The 15,663-nt window shown below is 48.5% G+C and carries 10 protein-coding genes; 7 read left to right on the forward strand and 3 right to left on the reverse strand.

What is annotated here, in order from left to right; genetic code table 11:
- Position 1: 1 nt before the first annotated feature.
- The 4 genes from ACXAGP_RS02880 to ACXAGP_RS02895 all read left to right on the forward strand — a co-directional run bounded on the left by ACXAGP_RS02880 (position 2) and on the right by ACXAGP_RS02895 (position 5,656).
- Complete coding sequence (locus tag ACXAGP_RS02880; RefSeq protein ID WP_475259406.1) at positions 2 to 1,207, forward strand: ABC transporter permease; 1,206 nt, start codon at positions 2 to 4, stop codon at positions 1,205 to 1,207.
- A gap of 92 nt (positions 1,208 to 1,299) precedes the next feature.
- Positions 1,300 to 2,682: a sigma-54-dependent transcriptional regulator gene (locus ACXAGP_RS02885; protein WP_475259408.1), complete on the forward strand. Its 1,383-nt coding sequence runs from the start codon at positions 1,300 to 1,302 to the stop codon at positions 2,680 to 2,682.
- A 42-nt stretch (positions 2,683 to 2,724) separates the two neighbouring features.
- Positions 2,725 to 4,017: a sensor histidine kinase gene (locus ACXAGP_RS02890; protein ID WP_475259409.1), complete on the forward strand. Its 1,293-nt coding sequence runs from the start codon at positions 2,725 to 2,727 to the stop codon at positions 4,015 to 4,017.
- 229 nt (positions 4,018 to 4,246) lie between these two features.
- Positions 4,247 to 5,656, forward strand: coding sequence for an alpha-amylase family protein (locus ACXAGP_RS02895; protein WP_475259410.1), 1,410 nt, complete (start codon positions 4,247 to 4,249; stop codon positions 5,654 to 5,656).
- Between the two features lie 40 nt (positions 5,657 to 5,696).
- Here the strand turns inward: ACXAGP_RS02895 and ACXAGP_RS02900 are convergent, their stop codons facing one another.
- On the reverse strand, positions 5,697 to 6,857 hold the full coding sequence (locus ACXAGP_RS02900) for a benzoate/H(+) symporter BenE family transporter (protein ID WP_475259412.1): 1,161 nt from the start codon (positions 6,855 to 6,857) through the stop codon (positions 5,697 to 5,699).
- Positions 6,858 to 7,021: 164 nt separating this feature from the next.
- On the opposite strand from ACXAGP_RS02900, the gene ACXAGP_RS02905 reads away from it, so the two are divergent.
- From ACXAGP_RS02905 to ACXAGP_RS02915, 3 genes are all read left to right on the forward strand, one after another.
- Positions 7,022 to 7,561 carry a helix-turn-helix domain-containing protein gene (locus ACXAGP_RS02905; RefSeq protein WP_475259413.1) on the forward strand — a complete coding sequence of 180 codons (540 nt, stop codon included), beginning with the start codon at positions 7,022 to 7,024 and terminating at the stop codon, positions 7,559 to 7,561.
- Positions 7,562 to 7,850: 289 nt separating this feature from the next.
- The gene (locus ACXAGP_RS02910; RefSeq protein WP_475259415.1) at positions 7,851 to 11,381 is read left to right on the forward strand and encodes a glycosyl hydrolase family 18 protein; all 3,531 of its coding nucleotides are present in this window, start codon (positions 7,851 to 7,853) and stop codon (positions 11,379 to 11,381) included.
- Positions 11,382 to 11,475: 94 nt separating this feature from the next.
- A complete protein-coding gene (locus ACXAGP_RS02915) occupies positions 11,476 to 14,097 on the forward strand; it encodes a glycosyl hydrolase family 18 protein (protein WP_475259416.1) in 2,622 nt (873 codons plus the stop codon).
- A gap of 98 nt (positions 14,098 to 14,195) precedes the next feature.
- Here the strand turns inward: ACXAGP_RS02915 and ACXAGP_RS02920 are convergent, their stop codons facing one another.
- Both ACXAGP_RS02920 and ACXAGP_RS02925 read right to left on the reverse strand, forming a co-directional pair.
- The gene (locus ACXAGP_RS02920) at positions 14,196 to 14,603 is read right to left on the reverse strand and encodes a hypothetical protein (protein ID WP_475259418.1); all 408 of its coding nucleotides are present in this window, start codon (positions 14,601 to 14,603) and stop codon (positions 14,196 to 14,198) included.
- Between the two features lie 276 nt (positions 14,604 to 14,879).
- Entirely contained in the window at positions 14,880 to 15,536 is a 657-nt protein-coding gene (locus tag ACXAGP_RS02925) for a hypothetical protein (RefSeq protein WP_475259419.1), read from the reverse strand.
- Positions 15,537 to 15,663 lie beyond the last annotated feature (127 nt).

Consider the following 15,663-nt stretch of genomic DNA (forward strand, 5'->3'; position numbering starts at 1 on the left):
CATGTCAGAATTAAAACCCATTTTTAATGCCTTATTACGCTCCAAAGCGGGCGCCCTGATGCTACTGTTTCAAATCGCCATTACCACCGCGATTGTCAGTAATGCCGCGTTCATTATTTATGACCGCATGACTTATCTGAATCAGGAAACCGGCTATCCTGAGGATGAAATATTTTATTTCAGAGTTACCAGCTTTGCGGAAAACGCTGATTACAATCAACAGATTGAACTGGATGAAAACCTATTACGCAATATTCCGGGCGTTATCAATGCCACTCATTTTAGTGCCGTGCCTCTGTCTGGCAGTGGTTCCAGTTCCAGCTTCAGCATTGTCCCGGCGCCTGAGGATGGTCGTTCCGCAAACGCCGGCTATACCATGGCGGATCACAATGCCATTGAAACCTTGGGTGTCAATTTAATTGCCGGGCGTAACTTTAATGAAGAAGACGTGGTGCACACTCAGAACTACGACAAATTACCCACCGTAGCTATCGTAACCAAAGCCTGGGCAGACGAACTATTCCCCGATGAAGATCCGCTGGGCAAAACATTTTATGCAGGTGCAGATCCGGCCAAAATCATTGGAATTGTGGAGCACATGATGTCCCCGTGGCCCAATAGCAGTGTGGCAGATAAAGTGATTATCTTCCCGATGGTGAATGGCACAGCCCGACAAAAATTTATTGTCCGCACTCATGCCAGTGAACGTGCCGCTGTAATGCGTCAGGTAGAAGACCTGTTATTGCAGGAGAATAACCAACGGGTGATCACCTCTTTAGAAGGACTGGATGAAGCCAAAGCGGATTACAATGCTTCAGATACACTAATGTTGCGCATGTTGCTGGTATTAATTGTGGTACTGGTTTCTGTTACGGCACTGGGTATCTTTGGTTTAACGCTGTTCAATATCAGTAAACGCACCAAACAAATCGGTACGCGCCGTGCCATTGGTGCCCGCAAATCCGACATAATCCGTTATTTTCTGTTGGAAAATACCATGGTGTGCGTTGGAGGTTTAGTGGTTGGCTGTATAGGTGCAATTTTAGTGGCTCAGCAGTTGATGCAGTTGTATTCATTGCCGGCGTTAGATTATGCCTACGTGGCAGGTACTGCGGTATTTGTATTGCTGATCAGCTTGTTAGCGGTTATTGTACCTGCCAAACGAGCGGCCAATATTTCACCGAGTATTGCGACGCGCAGTATCTGATAAACCGTCAGTAGTAGCGTCAGCGCTCCCTGGCGCTACTAATCTTCATCACACTGACAGGATCAACACAGAAAGGATCAACAAAAAGAAATATGGATAAAATACTGATTGTTGATGACAATCCCGCCGTGCTGGATGCACTGTCATTAATGCTAGAGCTGCACGGCTACCAACCCGTTACTGCTACCTGCCCCAGCGAAGCCATTCAGGTGGTGGACTATCAAAGTATTAGCCTGGTGATTCAGGATATGAACTTTACCGCCGATACCACTTCTGGTGAAGAAGGTGTCGCGCTGTTTCATAAATTACGCGAACTCAACCCGCATTTACCCATCATTCTGATCACCGCCTGGACTGAATTAGAGCAAGCTATTGAGCTGGTGAAATCCGGCGCGGCAGATTACATCGCTAAACCCTGGGATGATGCCAAGTTACTTACCAGCATTGCCAATCTGGTGGCGCTGGGCAAAGCCAATGCGCAGTCCGAGCAATTAACCAGAGTAAAACAGGCGCAGGCAAGCGCCCATCAAGCCGCTGAGCACATTGGCTTGGTGTATGCCAGCGAGCCAATGCAGCGTACCATCGATATGGCTTTGCAAGTAGCGCGTTCCGATGTATCTGTGTTGATCACAGGGCCCAATGGCAGTGGCAAAGAAAAAATTGCAGAACTAATCCAGGCACAATCACCATTAAACAACGCCCCCTTTATCAAAGTGAATGCAGGTGCGCTGCCCAAAGAGCTTATAGAAGCGGAATTATTCGGTGCGGAAGCCGGTGCTTACACGGGTGCCCAAAAAGCGCGTATTGGTCGTTTTGAGGCAGCAGATGGTGGCACCCTGTTTCTGGATGAAATCGGCAACTTACCCCTGGATGGCCAAACTAAACTATTACGGGTATTACAAACCGGGGATTTTGAACGCCTGGGCTCAGTTACCACCCAAAATGTTAAGGTCAGAGTGGTATCCGCCACCAACGCCGACCTGTTGCAAATGATCGCCGATGGCCAGTTCCGGGAAGATTTGTATTATCGATTGAATGTCATTGAATTGAATATTCCGCCTCTGGCTGAACGCCGGGACGATATCATGCCACTGATAAAGCACTTTTTGCCCGGCCGTGACGTTAGTCGCAACGCACAAAAGCGTCTTACTGAACACGACTGGCCGGGGAATGTACGTGAGCTGGAAAACGCCTGCAAACGGGTTCAGGTACTCAAGCCGCAGGGCATATTAGAAGCTGAAGACTTTGCACTGCAGCCCAAAGCCACAACCATCGCGCCCACAACTGGCGCTGTCTCTGGAATTAGTGGTAGTGCGAGCAGTACGCCAACACAAGTCAATACTGAGCCTGATAAACAAGCACTACTGGATGCCATGAAGGCTCATCAGGGCGTAATAGCAAGAGTAGCAAAACAGTTTGGCATGAGCCGACAAGCCCTATATCGCCGCTTGCAAAAATTTGGCATAGACTATTAACACTGCAGCAAAACACCGGATATTGGAACTCGATAGTAGAGCATGAATCTTCAATTAAAACTGCAAAAAGTGGTGCTGTGCTGCACGCTATTTGCCTGTATCCCCACCTTTTATTTGCTGGACACCAGCGCCGGCAATAAATTGTTGCTACTGGCGGCCATCGTGTTTGCCTGCTGGCAACTTAGCGGCTATGCGCTGCAGCGCTTTAACCTGGGCATGGCGGGCCTTGAAACCGGCTTGTTAAACTTTCTGGATGGCGAGTACGCCTCGCTACTGTCTTATGATGATAATGATGAATTAGGCCACCTTAGTCGTCTATACAATCAAACCGCAGAAAAGCTGCGGGCAGAAAAACACTGGATTTACCAGCGGGAGCTGATGCTGGATAAGGTGCTGCAAAACTCACCTGAGGTATTGGTGCTAATCAATGATCGCAACCAGGTAGTATTCAGCAATTGGGCAGCTCGCCATTTCTTTCACATAAACAACACCAAGCTTGAGGGGTTGTCGTTATCTGAATTACTGGAAAATGCCCCACAAGGCGTCAGCAATGTGATTGAAGCAGCGCAAGAAGGTCTGTTCAGCATCAGCCATGACAATGATGAACAGCAAACCTGGCACCTGGCCACAGGACAGTTCTTGTTAAATAACCAGCAGCACCAGCTGTATATACTGAAACAAATGACCCGGGAACTAAGTCGTCAGGAAGTGGCCGTGTGGAAAAAGGTGATCCGCATTATCAGTCATGAGTTAAATAATTCTTTAGGCCCGATTTCTTCCATGCTTAACAGTGGCAAGCTGCTCACAGAGCAGGTACAAGACAACCGCCTGAACCGGGTATTTAATACCATTGAAGAACGCATCCAACACCTGGTGACATTCGTTCAAGGTTATGGCAAGTTCGCCAAGTTGCCCTCCCCCAAACTGAGCAAAATTCACTTTAATGAATTAGCCGCGCAGTTAGCTGAACAATGGACCTTCAATTACGACAAGCAACAAGACATCCAGTTTAATGCCGACCCTATTCAGCTGGAGCAATTACTTATCAATCTATTGAAAAACGCCCATGAATCCGGCTCTGATAAAGACCAGGTTAGCCTGACTATTCGCGCCTTCAATCACAACATCATTATCGAAGTGTTAGATCGCGGCAAAGGTATGTCAGATTCAGTACTATCCCAGGCCTTGATCCCCTTCTACTCCACCAAAAACAGTGGCAGCGGCCTGGGCCTGGCCCTGTGTCGTGAAATCGCCGAAGCCCATCACGGCCACATCGCACTACAGAACCGCAAAGACGGCGGCTTGTGTGTGCGAGTGAGTTTACCGGGAATTTAACCTTTTCCGGCTCGTCCAGCAGCGCAAAATGTTACTTATTTGTTAATTTTTTGTAATGAATACGTATGCAATTAGTTTAAAAATCATCCACAAATGGGCAGACTTGGCTCGGTCAAAATTTAATCCTCCCGCTTCCTTGTGCACACAGCGGTTTGACGTTTTTTGATGCCGTACCCATTCCTCTATAGACACTGGAATGGGCAGCAGTTAACCGTTATGAGATGTAAAAATGAAAAATAAATTTAATCAGTTATTTGCGGGCCTGGTGTTATCTGCCGCAAGTTGTTTACCAGTCGCTCACGCCGATGTGATCCTGCATGCATTCAATTGGGAATATTCCGAGGTGGCCGCAAAAGCCCAGGAGATAGCCAACTTAGGGTATAAAAAAGTGTTGGTCTCACCCGCCTATAAATCCAGTGGCAACGAATGGTGGGGACGCTACCAACCACAAGATTATCGGGTCATCGACAATCCATTGGGAGACACCCAAGATTTTCAAGCCATGATTCAGGCATTGCAGTCAGTAGGAGTGGAAACCTACGCCGACATCGTTTTCAACCATATGGCGAACGAAGCCTGGTTGCGCTCAGATCTCAACTATCCGGGCAGCATTGTTCTGGACGAATACGCGCAAAACTTAAGTTATTACAACTCAATCAAGTTGTTTGGTGATTTGGATGATAATCTCATCGCCCCCTGGGATTTTCATGCGGCAGGCTGCATCACTGACTGGAATGATCCGGGTCATGTCCAGTATTGGCGCTTATGTGGCGGAAATGGTGACGTTGGCTTACCGGATCTGGATCCCAACAACTGGATTGTTACGCAACAAAAACAGTATCTGCAGGCGTTAAAAACCATGGGTGTAACAGGCTTTAGAGTCGATGCCGTTAAACACATGAGCAACTATCACATCAATGCGGTATTTGATCAAAATATCAAAAACGGTGTGCATGTTTTCGGTGAAGTGATCACCTTTGGCGGCGCAGGCAACTCTGACAATGACAACTTCCTGGTCCCCTACATGAGCGGCACGGGGCACTCAGCTTATGACTTCCCGCTTTTCGCCCAAATGCGCAGTGCATTGGGTTTCGGTGGCTCCATGAGTCAACTTGTTGATCCGGGTGCCTATGGCCAGGCGTTGCCAGGTGCACAAGCGGTTACTTTCAGTATTACTCACGATATTCCACTCAACGATGGCTTTCGCTTTCAGATTTTAGACGCCACCGATGAATTCCTGGCCAATGCGTATATTCTGGGTCGCGATGGCGGTGTTCCGATGATTTATTCAGATCACAATGAAAGTGCCGACAAAGGTGACAATGGTCGCTGGCAAGATATGTACAAACGCAATGACGTAACGAGCATGGTGGAATTTCACAACGAAATGCAAGGTGCAGGCATGCAGGTGATAAGCCACAGTGACTGCCACATCTTGTTCAAACGCGATCACCAAGGTGTGGTGGGTATTAACAAATGTGAAAATGGTATCGATGTATGGGTGGACACCGCGACTGATAACCTGTGGTGGTACCGCAACTACCGTGATGTGCTAAGCACGGATGTGCAGTACATCACCAGTCAGTGGCACAAGTTCTATCTACCCGGCCGTGGCGCCAGAATGTGGCTAATGGAGTAACTTTAAATCACATATTTTGAGCGCTAAAAACCAGGGCTAATTAGCCCTGGTTACGCTTACGCACGAACCACAAGTGCCCGCCGCCAATCAACAATCCCCAGATCACAGAACTCAAACCCAAAAACTGCATACCTGACAGTACAATCAAAAAAGTCAGTAGCGCCGACTCGCGGCTATTGGCATCACTAAACGCCGAGTGCAAACACATCACTAACGTGCCTAACAACGCAAAACCCGCCAGCATTTTAATGATCTCTATCGGCATAGCGGAAAACAGCCCCACCACAGCGGTGGCAAAAACCCCTGCCAGACAATAAAATCCCCCCGCCCACATTGCGGCTTTGTAACGTTGCTTCGGATCGCTATCCACTTCTGGCGTCATACAAATAGCTGCGGTAATAGCCGCGAGGTTCAAGCTAAACCCCCCTATCGGTGCCATCATTGCATTAATTAGTCCGGTACCCTGTAGCACGGGCTTTACTGGCGCAATATAACCGTGGGTTTTCAACACAGTAATGCCGGGCAAGTTTTGCGACAACATGGTAACCAGATATAAAGGAATGGCTAAGTTGAGCACGGCCATTATCTCCAGCTGCGGAGTGGTCCAGATTGGTTTCGCAATTGAAAAATCCAGTTGGGACAGCGTCAGCTTGCTGTGATATATCGCCAGTAATATCGCAATCACTAAAAGCAACGCCATGGCGTATTTGGGCATAAAATGTTTGGCCAACAAAAAGGGCACAAACATCAAGGCAAACGCAATGGGCATGGTGCTCACCACAGTGAAACTGTCAAGACAAAATGGCAGTAATATCGCGCCCAACATGGCAGTGCCTAATACTGGCGGTATATTCTCAATGGCTCGACTCAATGGTTTTATCATTCCGGTTGCAAAGATCAGTAAGCCGTTCACCATAAATGCCCCCACCACTAGTGCCATGTCGTACTGAAAACTCATGCCAGCCAGAAGCACAGCACCCGGCGTAGACCAGGCGGTCACTATCGGTGTTTTATAAAACCAGGAAAAACCGATAGAAGATAACCCCATAGCAAGCCCCAGAGCCAACAACCAGCTTTGGGTTTGAGCGGCATTTGCTCCCATTGCATTTGCCGCCTGAATCACTATCGCAATAGCACTGGTGTAACCCACCAGCACCACGGTAAAGCCCGCCGAAATATGACTGACATTGAATTTGCTCACGGCATTCTCCCCTAATTGGCTTTGGATAATCTGCAGGCGGATAGTGTGCGAATGCACAGTAACCTGCTAAACTATGGACGTTATAACGCACAGAACAACCATATCATCGTGCGCTATAACGCACAACCGATAATTATCAGGAAAAAACACGAGTACACTTACCAATGGATCACACTGAATTCGTCGCGGAAATCGCGCAACACCTGAAAAGCATTCGCAAAAATAAAGGATTGAGTCTGGATGCCACTGCCAAACTTACCGGGGTATCCAAGGCGATGCTGGGCCAGATTGAGCGCCAGGAGTCCAGCCCTACCATTGCAACATTGTGGAAAATTGCCAGCGGCCTGGAAGTGTCATTTTCGGCGTTTTTTGGCAACGCCCCGGCATTGTGCAGCAGCGAACAATCCTTTCCTGAGGATGGCAATATGCAAGTTAAAACGCTGTTTCCTTTTCAAGCCGATACCCGGCTGGAAATGTTCGAAATCACACTAACAAATCATCATGAGCAGTTATCTTCGGCCCATAGTGTTGGTGTTATTGAGCACATTCATGTTTTACAAGGCCAACTGGCATTGTTTTTCGATGATCAGTGGCAGGTATTTAACACGGGCGAAAGCGTGCGCTTTTTTAGCGATCAACCCCATGGCTACAGAGCCATTTCCGCGCAATGCATTTTCCAGGATGTTATCCATTATCCAGGTTAAAACTCGCCCTAAATATTACTCTTTCGTTAAATGCCCCGGTAACTTTATTACCATCAAAATCATGCAGTTATCACCATATATGGCTATTTTTGGGTAATATTTCTTTACGCCTTGTAAACTAAATGTTAAATCTTTAATAAGACTGGTGACAAATTCAGCATTGAGCACGGAAAGTGAAATCAGGACAGAGGAACAACAACAAGCAAGTTCCTTTTTCTTTGTTACGGAATGACAACGCTGTCATAACTACATCGTTTTTACTAACGCGATAACAACAGAGGAACCGAGAATGACTTTTCAATACAACGCCATCTTGCAAAAGATTGGCAAGGCAACAGCCGCGACTTGCTGTTTGCTCTCTTCGGCAGTATGTGCCAACACCTGGCAAACCGAAGTCGCCGTTGTGGGCGAAGAAGGTCAATGGTGGAACAACTACACCATCACCATCAGCAATACCGGCACCAACGCTATCGACCTGGACGATGCTCAACTTAGCTTCCAATCCCAAATAGCCACAACAACGCCTAACTGGTCAGGCACCGGGATCAGTTACCCCACACTCAATGCCAGCTCAACAGCGGACAATGCCGTGTTTTCCAACCGCGTACAATTTGACTTTGAAGAAAATAGCTGGACAGACTCCTTATTAGAACCCGGCAACAGCGTGGTGCTCACTTATGGCATTAGCGGCCAGATTGGTGTCTCCCAGGTACAAAATAGCCTCAATTTAACGCTTGATGGCAGCAGCTCTCCGACTCTCTCCGTTACCTTCAGCGCCCCGGCGGACAATGCTGAATTTATTGAAGGGGAAAATGTATTACTTAGCGCGAATGTTCAGACCAACAACACCACAGTGCAACAGGTGGATTTTTACCTGGATCAGCAGTTACTGTTTTCAGATACTGAAGCCCCATGGCAAACCACCTGGTTGGCAGAAGGTCTGGGTAACAAAAACCTGCAAGTGATCGCCAGCGACGGCAATAATTTAAGCGCAGATGACAACGCTGTCATATCGATAATTGACAATCATCCGGAACCCTCACTATCCATAACACTTGATTCCCCCCTCAACGGAGCAAGTTTTGATGCGGGTCAGAATGTCGCTATCACAGCCAGCGTTACAGCCACAAATACCAGCACCGGCTACGTTGAGTTTTACGTTAACGGACAATTATTGAGCACCGACAATGTCGCCCCTTTCGCTGCCAACTGGCAAGCACAAGGTGATGGCGAGATCAGCCTTTCAGCGACGGCTGTAGATACCACAGGTGAGATTAATGACACCGCCATCAGCACTATTCTGGTTTCAGCGGTCACTGAACCACAAGCGCCGCAAGTCACCCTGCTCTCCCCCGGCAGTAATGTATTTGTTAATCAATCGATAGACCTTACAGCCGAAGTGACGGATGTGAATAACGACGTGGTAAGCGTTGAGTTTTTTGCCGATGGCATTTCCCTAGGAAGCAGTGAACAGGCCCCTTACAGCATCACCTGGCAACCTGCTCAGACAGGAACGACGGAGTTAAGCGCCATTGCTATGGATGCCACACAATTAAGCGGTGAAAGTAGCGCTGTAACAGTAAATGTAAAACAAACAGGAACCGGTAACCTTTCCTGTGATATCAGCCAGATTTATCGCGCTGACGGCAGCGAGTGTATGGGCGATGATCACCCGCGTCGCATCATTGGTTACTTTACCTCCTGGCGTACTGGCAAAAACGGCTTGCCCTCCTATCTGGCGAAAGACCTTCCCTGGGACAAACTCACTCACATCAATTACGCCTTTGCCAGTATCAACACTCAGACCAATGAAATTCAGGTGTCTGCCGAAGCCACGGAGCTCGAATGGCCGGAAATTGCCGGTGCCCAAATGGATCCCGAATTTAGCTACAAAGGACATTTCAATCACATCTCGTCACTGAAAAAACAATATCCGGATGTGAAGACCCTCATCTCCGTGGGTGGCTGGGCTGAAACCACCGGGTTTTACGCCATGACCACAAACCTGGATACCTGTGGCGTAAACCAGGCAGGGATCAATGCCTTTAATGCCTCGGCTGTGCAATTTATCCGTGACTATGGTTTTGACGGCGTGGATGTGGATTACGAGTACCCCTCCTCCATGAACGACTCGGGCAATCCAATTGATTTCGCCATATCCAATAAATGTCGCGCGCAATTGATGGACAATTATGAAGTGTTCATGGCGGATTTACGCAGCGCGCTGGATGCAGCAGGCGAGCAGGACAATCGCAAATACATGCTCACCATTGCTGCTCCCTCTTCCGGTTATCTGCTCAGAGGTATGGAAGATTTTGCCTTGGGCGAAGTGCTGGATTACGTCAACATCATGAGCTACGACCTGCACGGAGCGTGGAACGAATATGTGGGTCCGCAAGCCGCGCTATTTGACAATGGTGACGATGCCGAGCTGGCCGCTGCAGGCGTCTATAGTACAGCGCAGTATCAAGGAATTGGTTATCTCAATACCGCCTGGGCATACCAGTACTTCCGGGGCGCATTTTCGCCAGCCCAAATCAACATTGGCATTCCCTATTACACCCGTGGATTCCAGGGAGTAACCGGCGGTGTGAATGGACTCTGGGGCAAAGCCGTACTACCGGATCAAACTCAATGTTTACCCGGAACCGGAGCCAATACGCCTTGTGGCTATGGCGCACAAGGTATTGATAATCTGTGGCATGATCTGGACGACGATGGCAACGAAATTCCCGCGGGATCTATGCCTATGTGGCACGCCATGAACCTGATGCATGCCGATACTCTGAACTTTGGAGCCATGCCAAGTTACGGTCCTGATTGGGGTCTGGATAGCACCGAACCCGCCGATGTGATCAACGGCGACTACCAATATCACTACAGTGCAGAGCTTGGCGCCAGCTGGCTGTGGAATCCGCAAAAGCAAGTGTTCCTGTCTATAGAAGATGAAACCTCGTTAGCGCAAAAGTTGGCGTTTATCATTGAGACAGGCGCTGGCGGCATGATGGTGTGGGAAATGGCTGGCGACTACGGCTTCGATGCACAAAAAGGTGAATACAGCTTTGGTACCACGCTCACTGATCTGGCTTACGACACTTTTGCCACGGCCTCTGCCATGATGCAAGAGTCGCATCCCCTGCCCGTACCAGATGAAGTCATTGATATCACAGTGACAACCCGAGACTGGCCAGCAGGCGATAACAACTACCCTATCAATCCTACTTTGGTGCTCAGCAACAATAGCCAGCACGCTATTCCGGCTGGCAGCGAAATCACCTTCTTAATGCCCACCTCCACTGGCGATGAAGTTAAGGATTGGGACGGTGCTGGCGTGCAGGTAGCGGAATCTGGCTACACTGGCAGCAACTTTAAGCTGAACGGCAGCCGCAAAGACGTTCACACTGTGAGCATTCCACTCAATGGCAATACCAGCATTGCAGCAGGAGCTGAGTTTACGGTTTCTATGGTGTATTACCTGCCTGTATCCGGCCTTGGCAACGCACTGCGCATCCACATTGGTGACAAGGTGTTGGGATTGAAATCCGCCTACCCTCACCTGCCCGAATACGCAGGAGATGGAGACACAGGTGATGGAGATAATGGAAACGGTGGAACAGGCGCAAGCTGTGAAAGCCAGAATATCGACCCGAACAGCTATCCTGCTTACCCCAACTTTCCGCAAACCGACTGGCAGGGCAACCCTAGCCATGCTGCCACCGGCGATCGCTTAACTCATCAAAACGCAGTGTGGCAAGCCAACTGGTGGACAACCGCACAACCCGGAAGCGATGGCAGCTGGACGGCAGTGTGCAGCTACTAAAGCAACTTCTAACACAAATGGGGGACGGCATGCTTTAAGCGATGGCCGCTCCCCGCTTATTAACAACCACTTCAAGACAACAAGAGAATCGAAAATGAAACTGAAAAAACTCGCGCTGGCAACAGCACTACTTGGCACCGGAATTGGCGGACAAGTTCTGGCCGCCGCTCCAGGCGCCCCCACCATTAACTGGATGGAAACCAATTTTGCCATCATCGAAATTGATGAAACCGCCAGTGCCTATCAACAACTGGTGACCATAAAAGACTACGCGGAAGTGCCGGTAAGCTGGTCAAAGTGGTCAGGCGATGCCGCCACTTCTGCTCGCTATTTGTTGAACGACACCGTAGTTCTGGAACAAGCCTTAACTGGCGGTGGCGATTCACAAACCGGCAGTGCCACCTTGCAAGTGGACACGGGCGGGCAATATCAGCTAAGTATCGAACTGTGCAATAACGACGGATGCACAGCTGCTGCGGCTCCCGTAACCATCAAAGTGGAAGATACAGACGGGAGTCATATGGATCCGCTGGTATTAACCGATGGTGAAAACAACCAGCCCTATACCAATAGCAGCGACTCGGTGGTGGGAAGCTATTTTGTGGAATGGGGAGTCTATGGCAGAAAATTCCCGGTAGATAAGATCCCGGCCTACAATCTTACCCATATCCTGTATGGTTTTATCCCCATCTGTGGCCCTAATGATTCGCTGCAAGCAGCCAATCCGGGTGGTCACAATGTACTGGTGGCCAGCTGTAATGGCATGCCGGACTTTAGCGTAACCATTCACGATATTTTTGCGGCCGTAACTAAAACCCAAAGCGGTCAGGTATCTGGTGACAGCTACCGCGGTAACTTTGGCCAGCTTATGGCGTTAAAACAAGCTTACCCGGATTTAACCATCCTGCCTTCCATTGGCGGCTGGACTCTGTCTGATCCCTTTTATTATTTAGGCGATGCAGGCAACCGACAAACCTTTGTGGATTCGGTAGAGCAATTCTTGCGCACCTGGAAGTTCTTTGATGGTGTAGATATCGACTGGGAATACCCCGGCGGTGGCGGCGCCAATGGTAGCCTGGGCGATCCGGCCAACGACGGTGAAACCTACCGACTATTAATGCGCGATTTAAGAGCCATGCTGGATTCTCTTGAAGCGGAAACCGGTAGAACCTATGAGCTAACCTCTGCAGTCGGTGCCGCCGAGCAAAAAATCAATCGCATTGATTATCAGGCGACGCAACAGTATATGGATTATATCTTTATTATGTCCTACGACTTTTATGGCGCCTTTGATTTAAACAAATTGGGTCATCAAACCGGGGTTTATGCTCCCGACTTCCGCCCCACCGATGCTCAAACACAGCAATTTAACTTAAGCGGTGCGGTAGATGAGTTTCTGGCACAAGGGGTGTCCCCCTCCAAGTTAGTAGCGGGAGTGGCCATGTATGGTCGCGGCTGGACTGGCGTTAATGGCTTTGATCAAAACAGCCACATGACTGGTACAGCCACAGGCCCGGTTGCAGGTAGCTGGGAGCCAGGTGTAGTGGATTATCGGGATATCGCCCAATACCGCAACTCGTCTGAATGGAGCTATCACTACGACAATGCCGCCGAAGCGCCTTACTTGTTTAAAGCCAGTACCGGGGATTTGATTACCTACGACGACGCCACATCCGTGCAGGCCAAAGGCGATTTAGTGGCCGCAAAAGGTCTGGCGGGCTTGTTCTCCTGGGAAATTGATGCCGACAACGGAGACATTCTCAATGCCATGCATGAGGCGCTTGGTCATGGTGGTGGCACCGGCAATAATGCCCCCATCGCCCGTGCGGGATTGGATCAAACCATCACCAACCTACCTGCGACCGTTACCCTTAATGGCGGCAGCTCAACCGATCCCGATGGCGACAATTTGAGTTATCTCTGGCAGCAAGTTTCCGGCACAGCTGTCGCCCTAAACAATGCCAATAGCGCCACAGCTAATTTTAATGCTGGTGTAGTAAGCATGGATCAAACCCTGGTATTTCGTCTGACGGTAAATGACGGCGCGCTAGATGATGAAGACACAGTGCAAGTTACCCTGAAAGCGGCAACACAAGGCAACACCCCTCCTGTGGCTGATGCGGGCAACAATCAAACGGTAGCAGGTAGTGCCACGGTAACCCTGGATGCCAGTAGCTCCAGCGATGCCGATGGCGATACCTTAAGTTACAGCTGGCAACAAGTGTCGGGAACGGCTGTGACTCTGGCGGGTGCCAACTCAGTGCAAAGCAGCTTCACTGCACCAACGGTTTCCAGCAACGAAGATTTGGTATTCCAGGTTCTGGTGGATGATGGCACGGACAGCGATTCGGCCACGGTAACCATAACGGTAACCGGCAGTACCACTGGCAATCCTTGTGATGCCAGCGATCCCAATGCGGGCAATCATCCAGCGTGGAGTGCAGGTAATACCTACACAGGCGGCGCAACCGTAAGTCATAGCAACCTGGTATGGCAGGCAAACTGGTGGAATCAAAATTCTGAACCGTCCAACAGCAATTCTGCCTGGACACTGTTGAGCGATGTTGAATTCCCATGGGATGCCAGTGTGGCCTACACCGGCGGGAGTGAAGTGAATCACCTGGACAGACGCTACAGCGCTGCCTACTGGACACAGGGAGATGAACCCGGCGTGGCCGCAGTGTGGAGTGACATCGGACCAGCATCCTGCGAATAATCGATACTTAACTCTAAATTAAAAAGCAGAAAACAAAAAGGCGAACCACAAGTTCGCCTTATACATTTTCTAATGTAACACTATATCAATAGTATCAATTAGCTTTGGAATTCTTTATTGAAACGCTTAGCGAATTTGTTCAACTCAACACCGTTACACTTGATGTTTCTTTGGCTAATTGCCAAACGGCTTTTTGCAGCAACAAACGCTTCATTTGAAGTAGCAGCAGCGATACACAACTCAGACTCTGGCGCATTGTCTACATTTTCGAAAGCGATAGTTTTTGCTACTTGTTTCGCTTCTTTGTTGTACTTAGCAACAAACTCGTTGATAGGCATACCGTTACAAGTAACCTTGGCATCACGACCTTTAACAGTTTCGCCAGTTTGTACGGCAACAATACACTTTTGGCTGAACTCAGAACCGTCAACGTTAACGAATTCAAAAGCAGTAGCAGTGTGAGAAACAGAAGCAACAACAACAGCAGCGAACAAAGACTTAAACATAACAACCTCTTAAATAATAAAATGGGTACAGAACAAAAAACGCGCACAGTTTAACTTCTGATCAAAAGTTGACAATTGAGAAAAATTGCATCTTTTTCATTAGTTTTTATAATGTGTAAACCAGTTATTAACAGATTTACCAGACTAAAGATGGATTGCTTCTCAAACCCTTTATTTTTGAAGGTTTTCTTGTAACAAATCTGCAATAGTCGGAGCATCAATCTAAAAAGCAAGAGGGAAAAAGATCAAAAATATCGGTAATATCGTCTTTTCTCGTCAAAGATTGTAATAATTACCCAATATCGATTGCAGTTGTTTTAATTGTTTGAGATTTAAAATAGCAGAGTTTAGCGCTTCCAATGCCATGGTTTTGTGCGGGTCAATGCGGCATTCAAAACCATCAAAGGTGCTGAAAATGGCGTTGTCGGCAGAATATTTAATACCCTCCAGCTCGGCGGCCGTCAGTGAAAAACGCAGATCAGGCAGATAATCCAGATACGCATCTGCGCGACCTTTCTTTAGCATTTCCATACCGGAATGGGGTGTTAACACTGGCGTAAAATCCGCTTCAAAGGGATTATCGATAATAAGGTTACTAAACAAGTAACCTTGCGGATAAACCACCGTTTTACGGCGCACCTGCTCAAGCGAGGTGTAGGTAGTATCACCATAAGAGAATAAATGTACAGAAACGCGATTAACGGGTTCTAAAAAACGCGTTTCTATGTCACCGCGATAAACTCCCTTGGCGATTGGGAAAATACAATCAATCTTGCCGTGATCCAGCAAAAAATTAGAACGGCCACTAGGATAGAACTGCGCGTCAAACTGCAAATCAAACTGCTCAGTTAACACGCTCAACAGGCGGTTGTAGGGTGCCTGCTCATCAGCAACATCCATCACGCCCTCAATATGGGTTAGGGATAGCTTCAAAGGCGGATGCTTATCTGCTTTGCTGTTGTCGGCCGCTTGCGTGCTAGTTATACAAAAACACACAAGAAGGAAAAATAATCGCAACCTGCCCCCCTTCCTTTAATTGCTGGTAAATAGGTATCTGGCT

This window comes from Planctobacterium sp. AWM4_229, from assembly GCF_056160305.1.

Excerpts from the sequence above, each read along its gene's own strand:
- ACXAGP_RS02880 (WP_475259406.1), top strand. The coding sequence starts at position 2 with ATGTCAGAATTAAAACCCATTTTTAATGCCTTATTACGCTCCAAAGCG.
- ACXAGP_RS02885 (WP_475259408.1), top strand. The coding sequence starts at position 1,300 with ATGGATAAAATACTGATTGTTGATGACAATCCCGCCGTGCTGGATGCA.
- ACXAGP_RS02890 (WP_475259409.1), top strand. The coding sequence starts at position 2,725 with ATGAATCTTCAATTAAAACTGCAAAAAGTGGTGCTGTGCTGCACGCTA.
- ACXAGP_RS02895 (WP_475259410.1), top strand. The coding sequence starts at position 4,247 with ATGAAAAATAAATTTAATCAGTTATTTGCGGGCCTGGTGTTATCTGCC.
- ACXAGP_RS02905 (WP_475259413.1), top strand. The coding sequence starts at position 7,022 with ATGGATCACACTGAATTCGTCGCGGAAATCGCGCAACACCTGAAAAGC.
- ACXAGP_RS02910 (WP_475259415.1), top strand. The coding sequence starts at position 7,851 with ATGACTTTTCAATACAACGCCATCTTGCAAAAGATTGGCAAGGCAACA.
- ACXAGP_RS02915 (WP_475259416.1), top strand. The coding sequence starts at position 11,476 with ATGAAACTGAAAAAACTCGCGCTGGCAACAGCACTACTTGGCACCGGA.
- ACXAGP_RS02920 (WP_475259418.1), bottom strand. The coding sequence starts at position 14,603 with ATGTTTAAGTCTTTGTTCGCTGCTGTTGTTGTTGCTTCTGTTTCTCAC.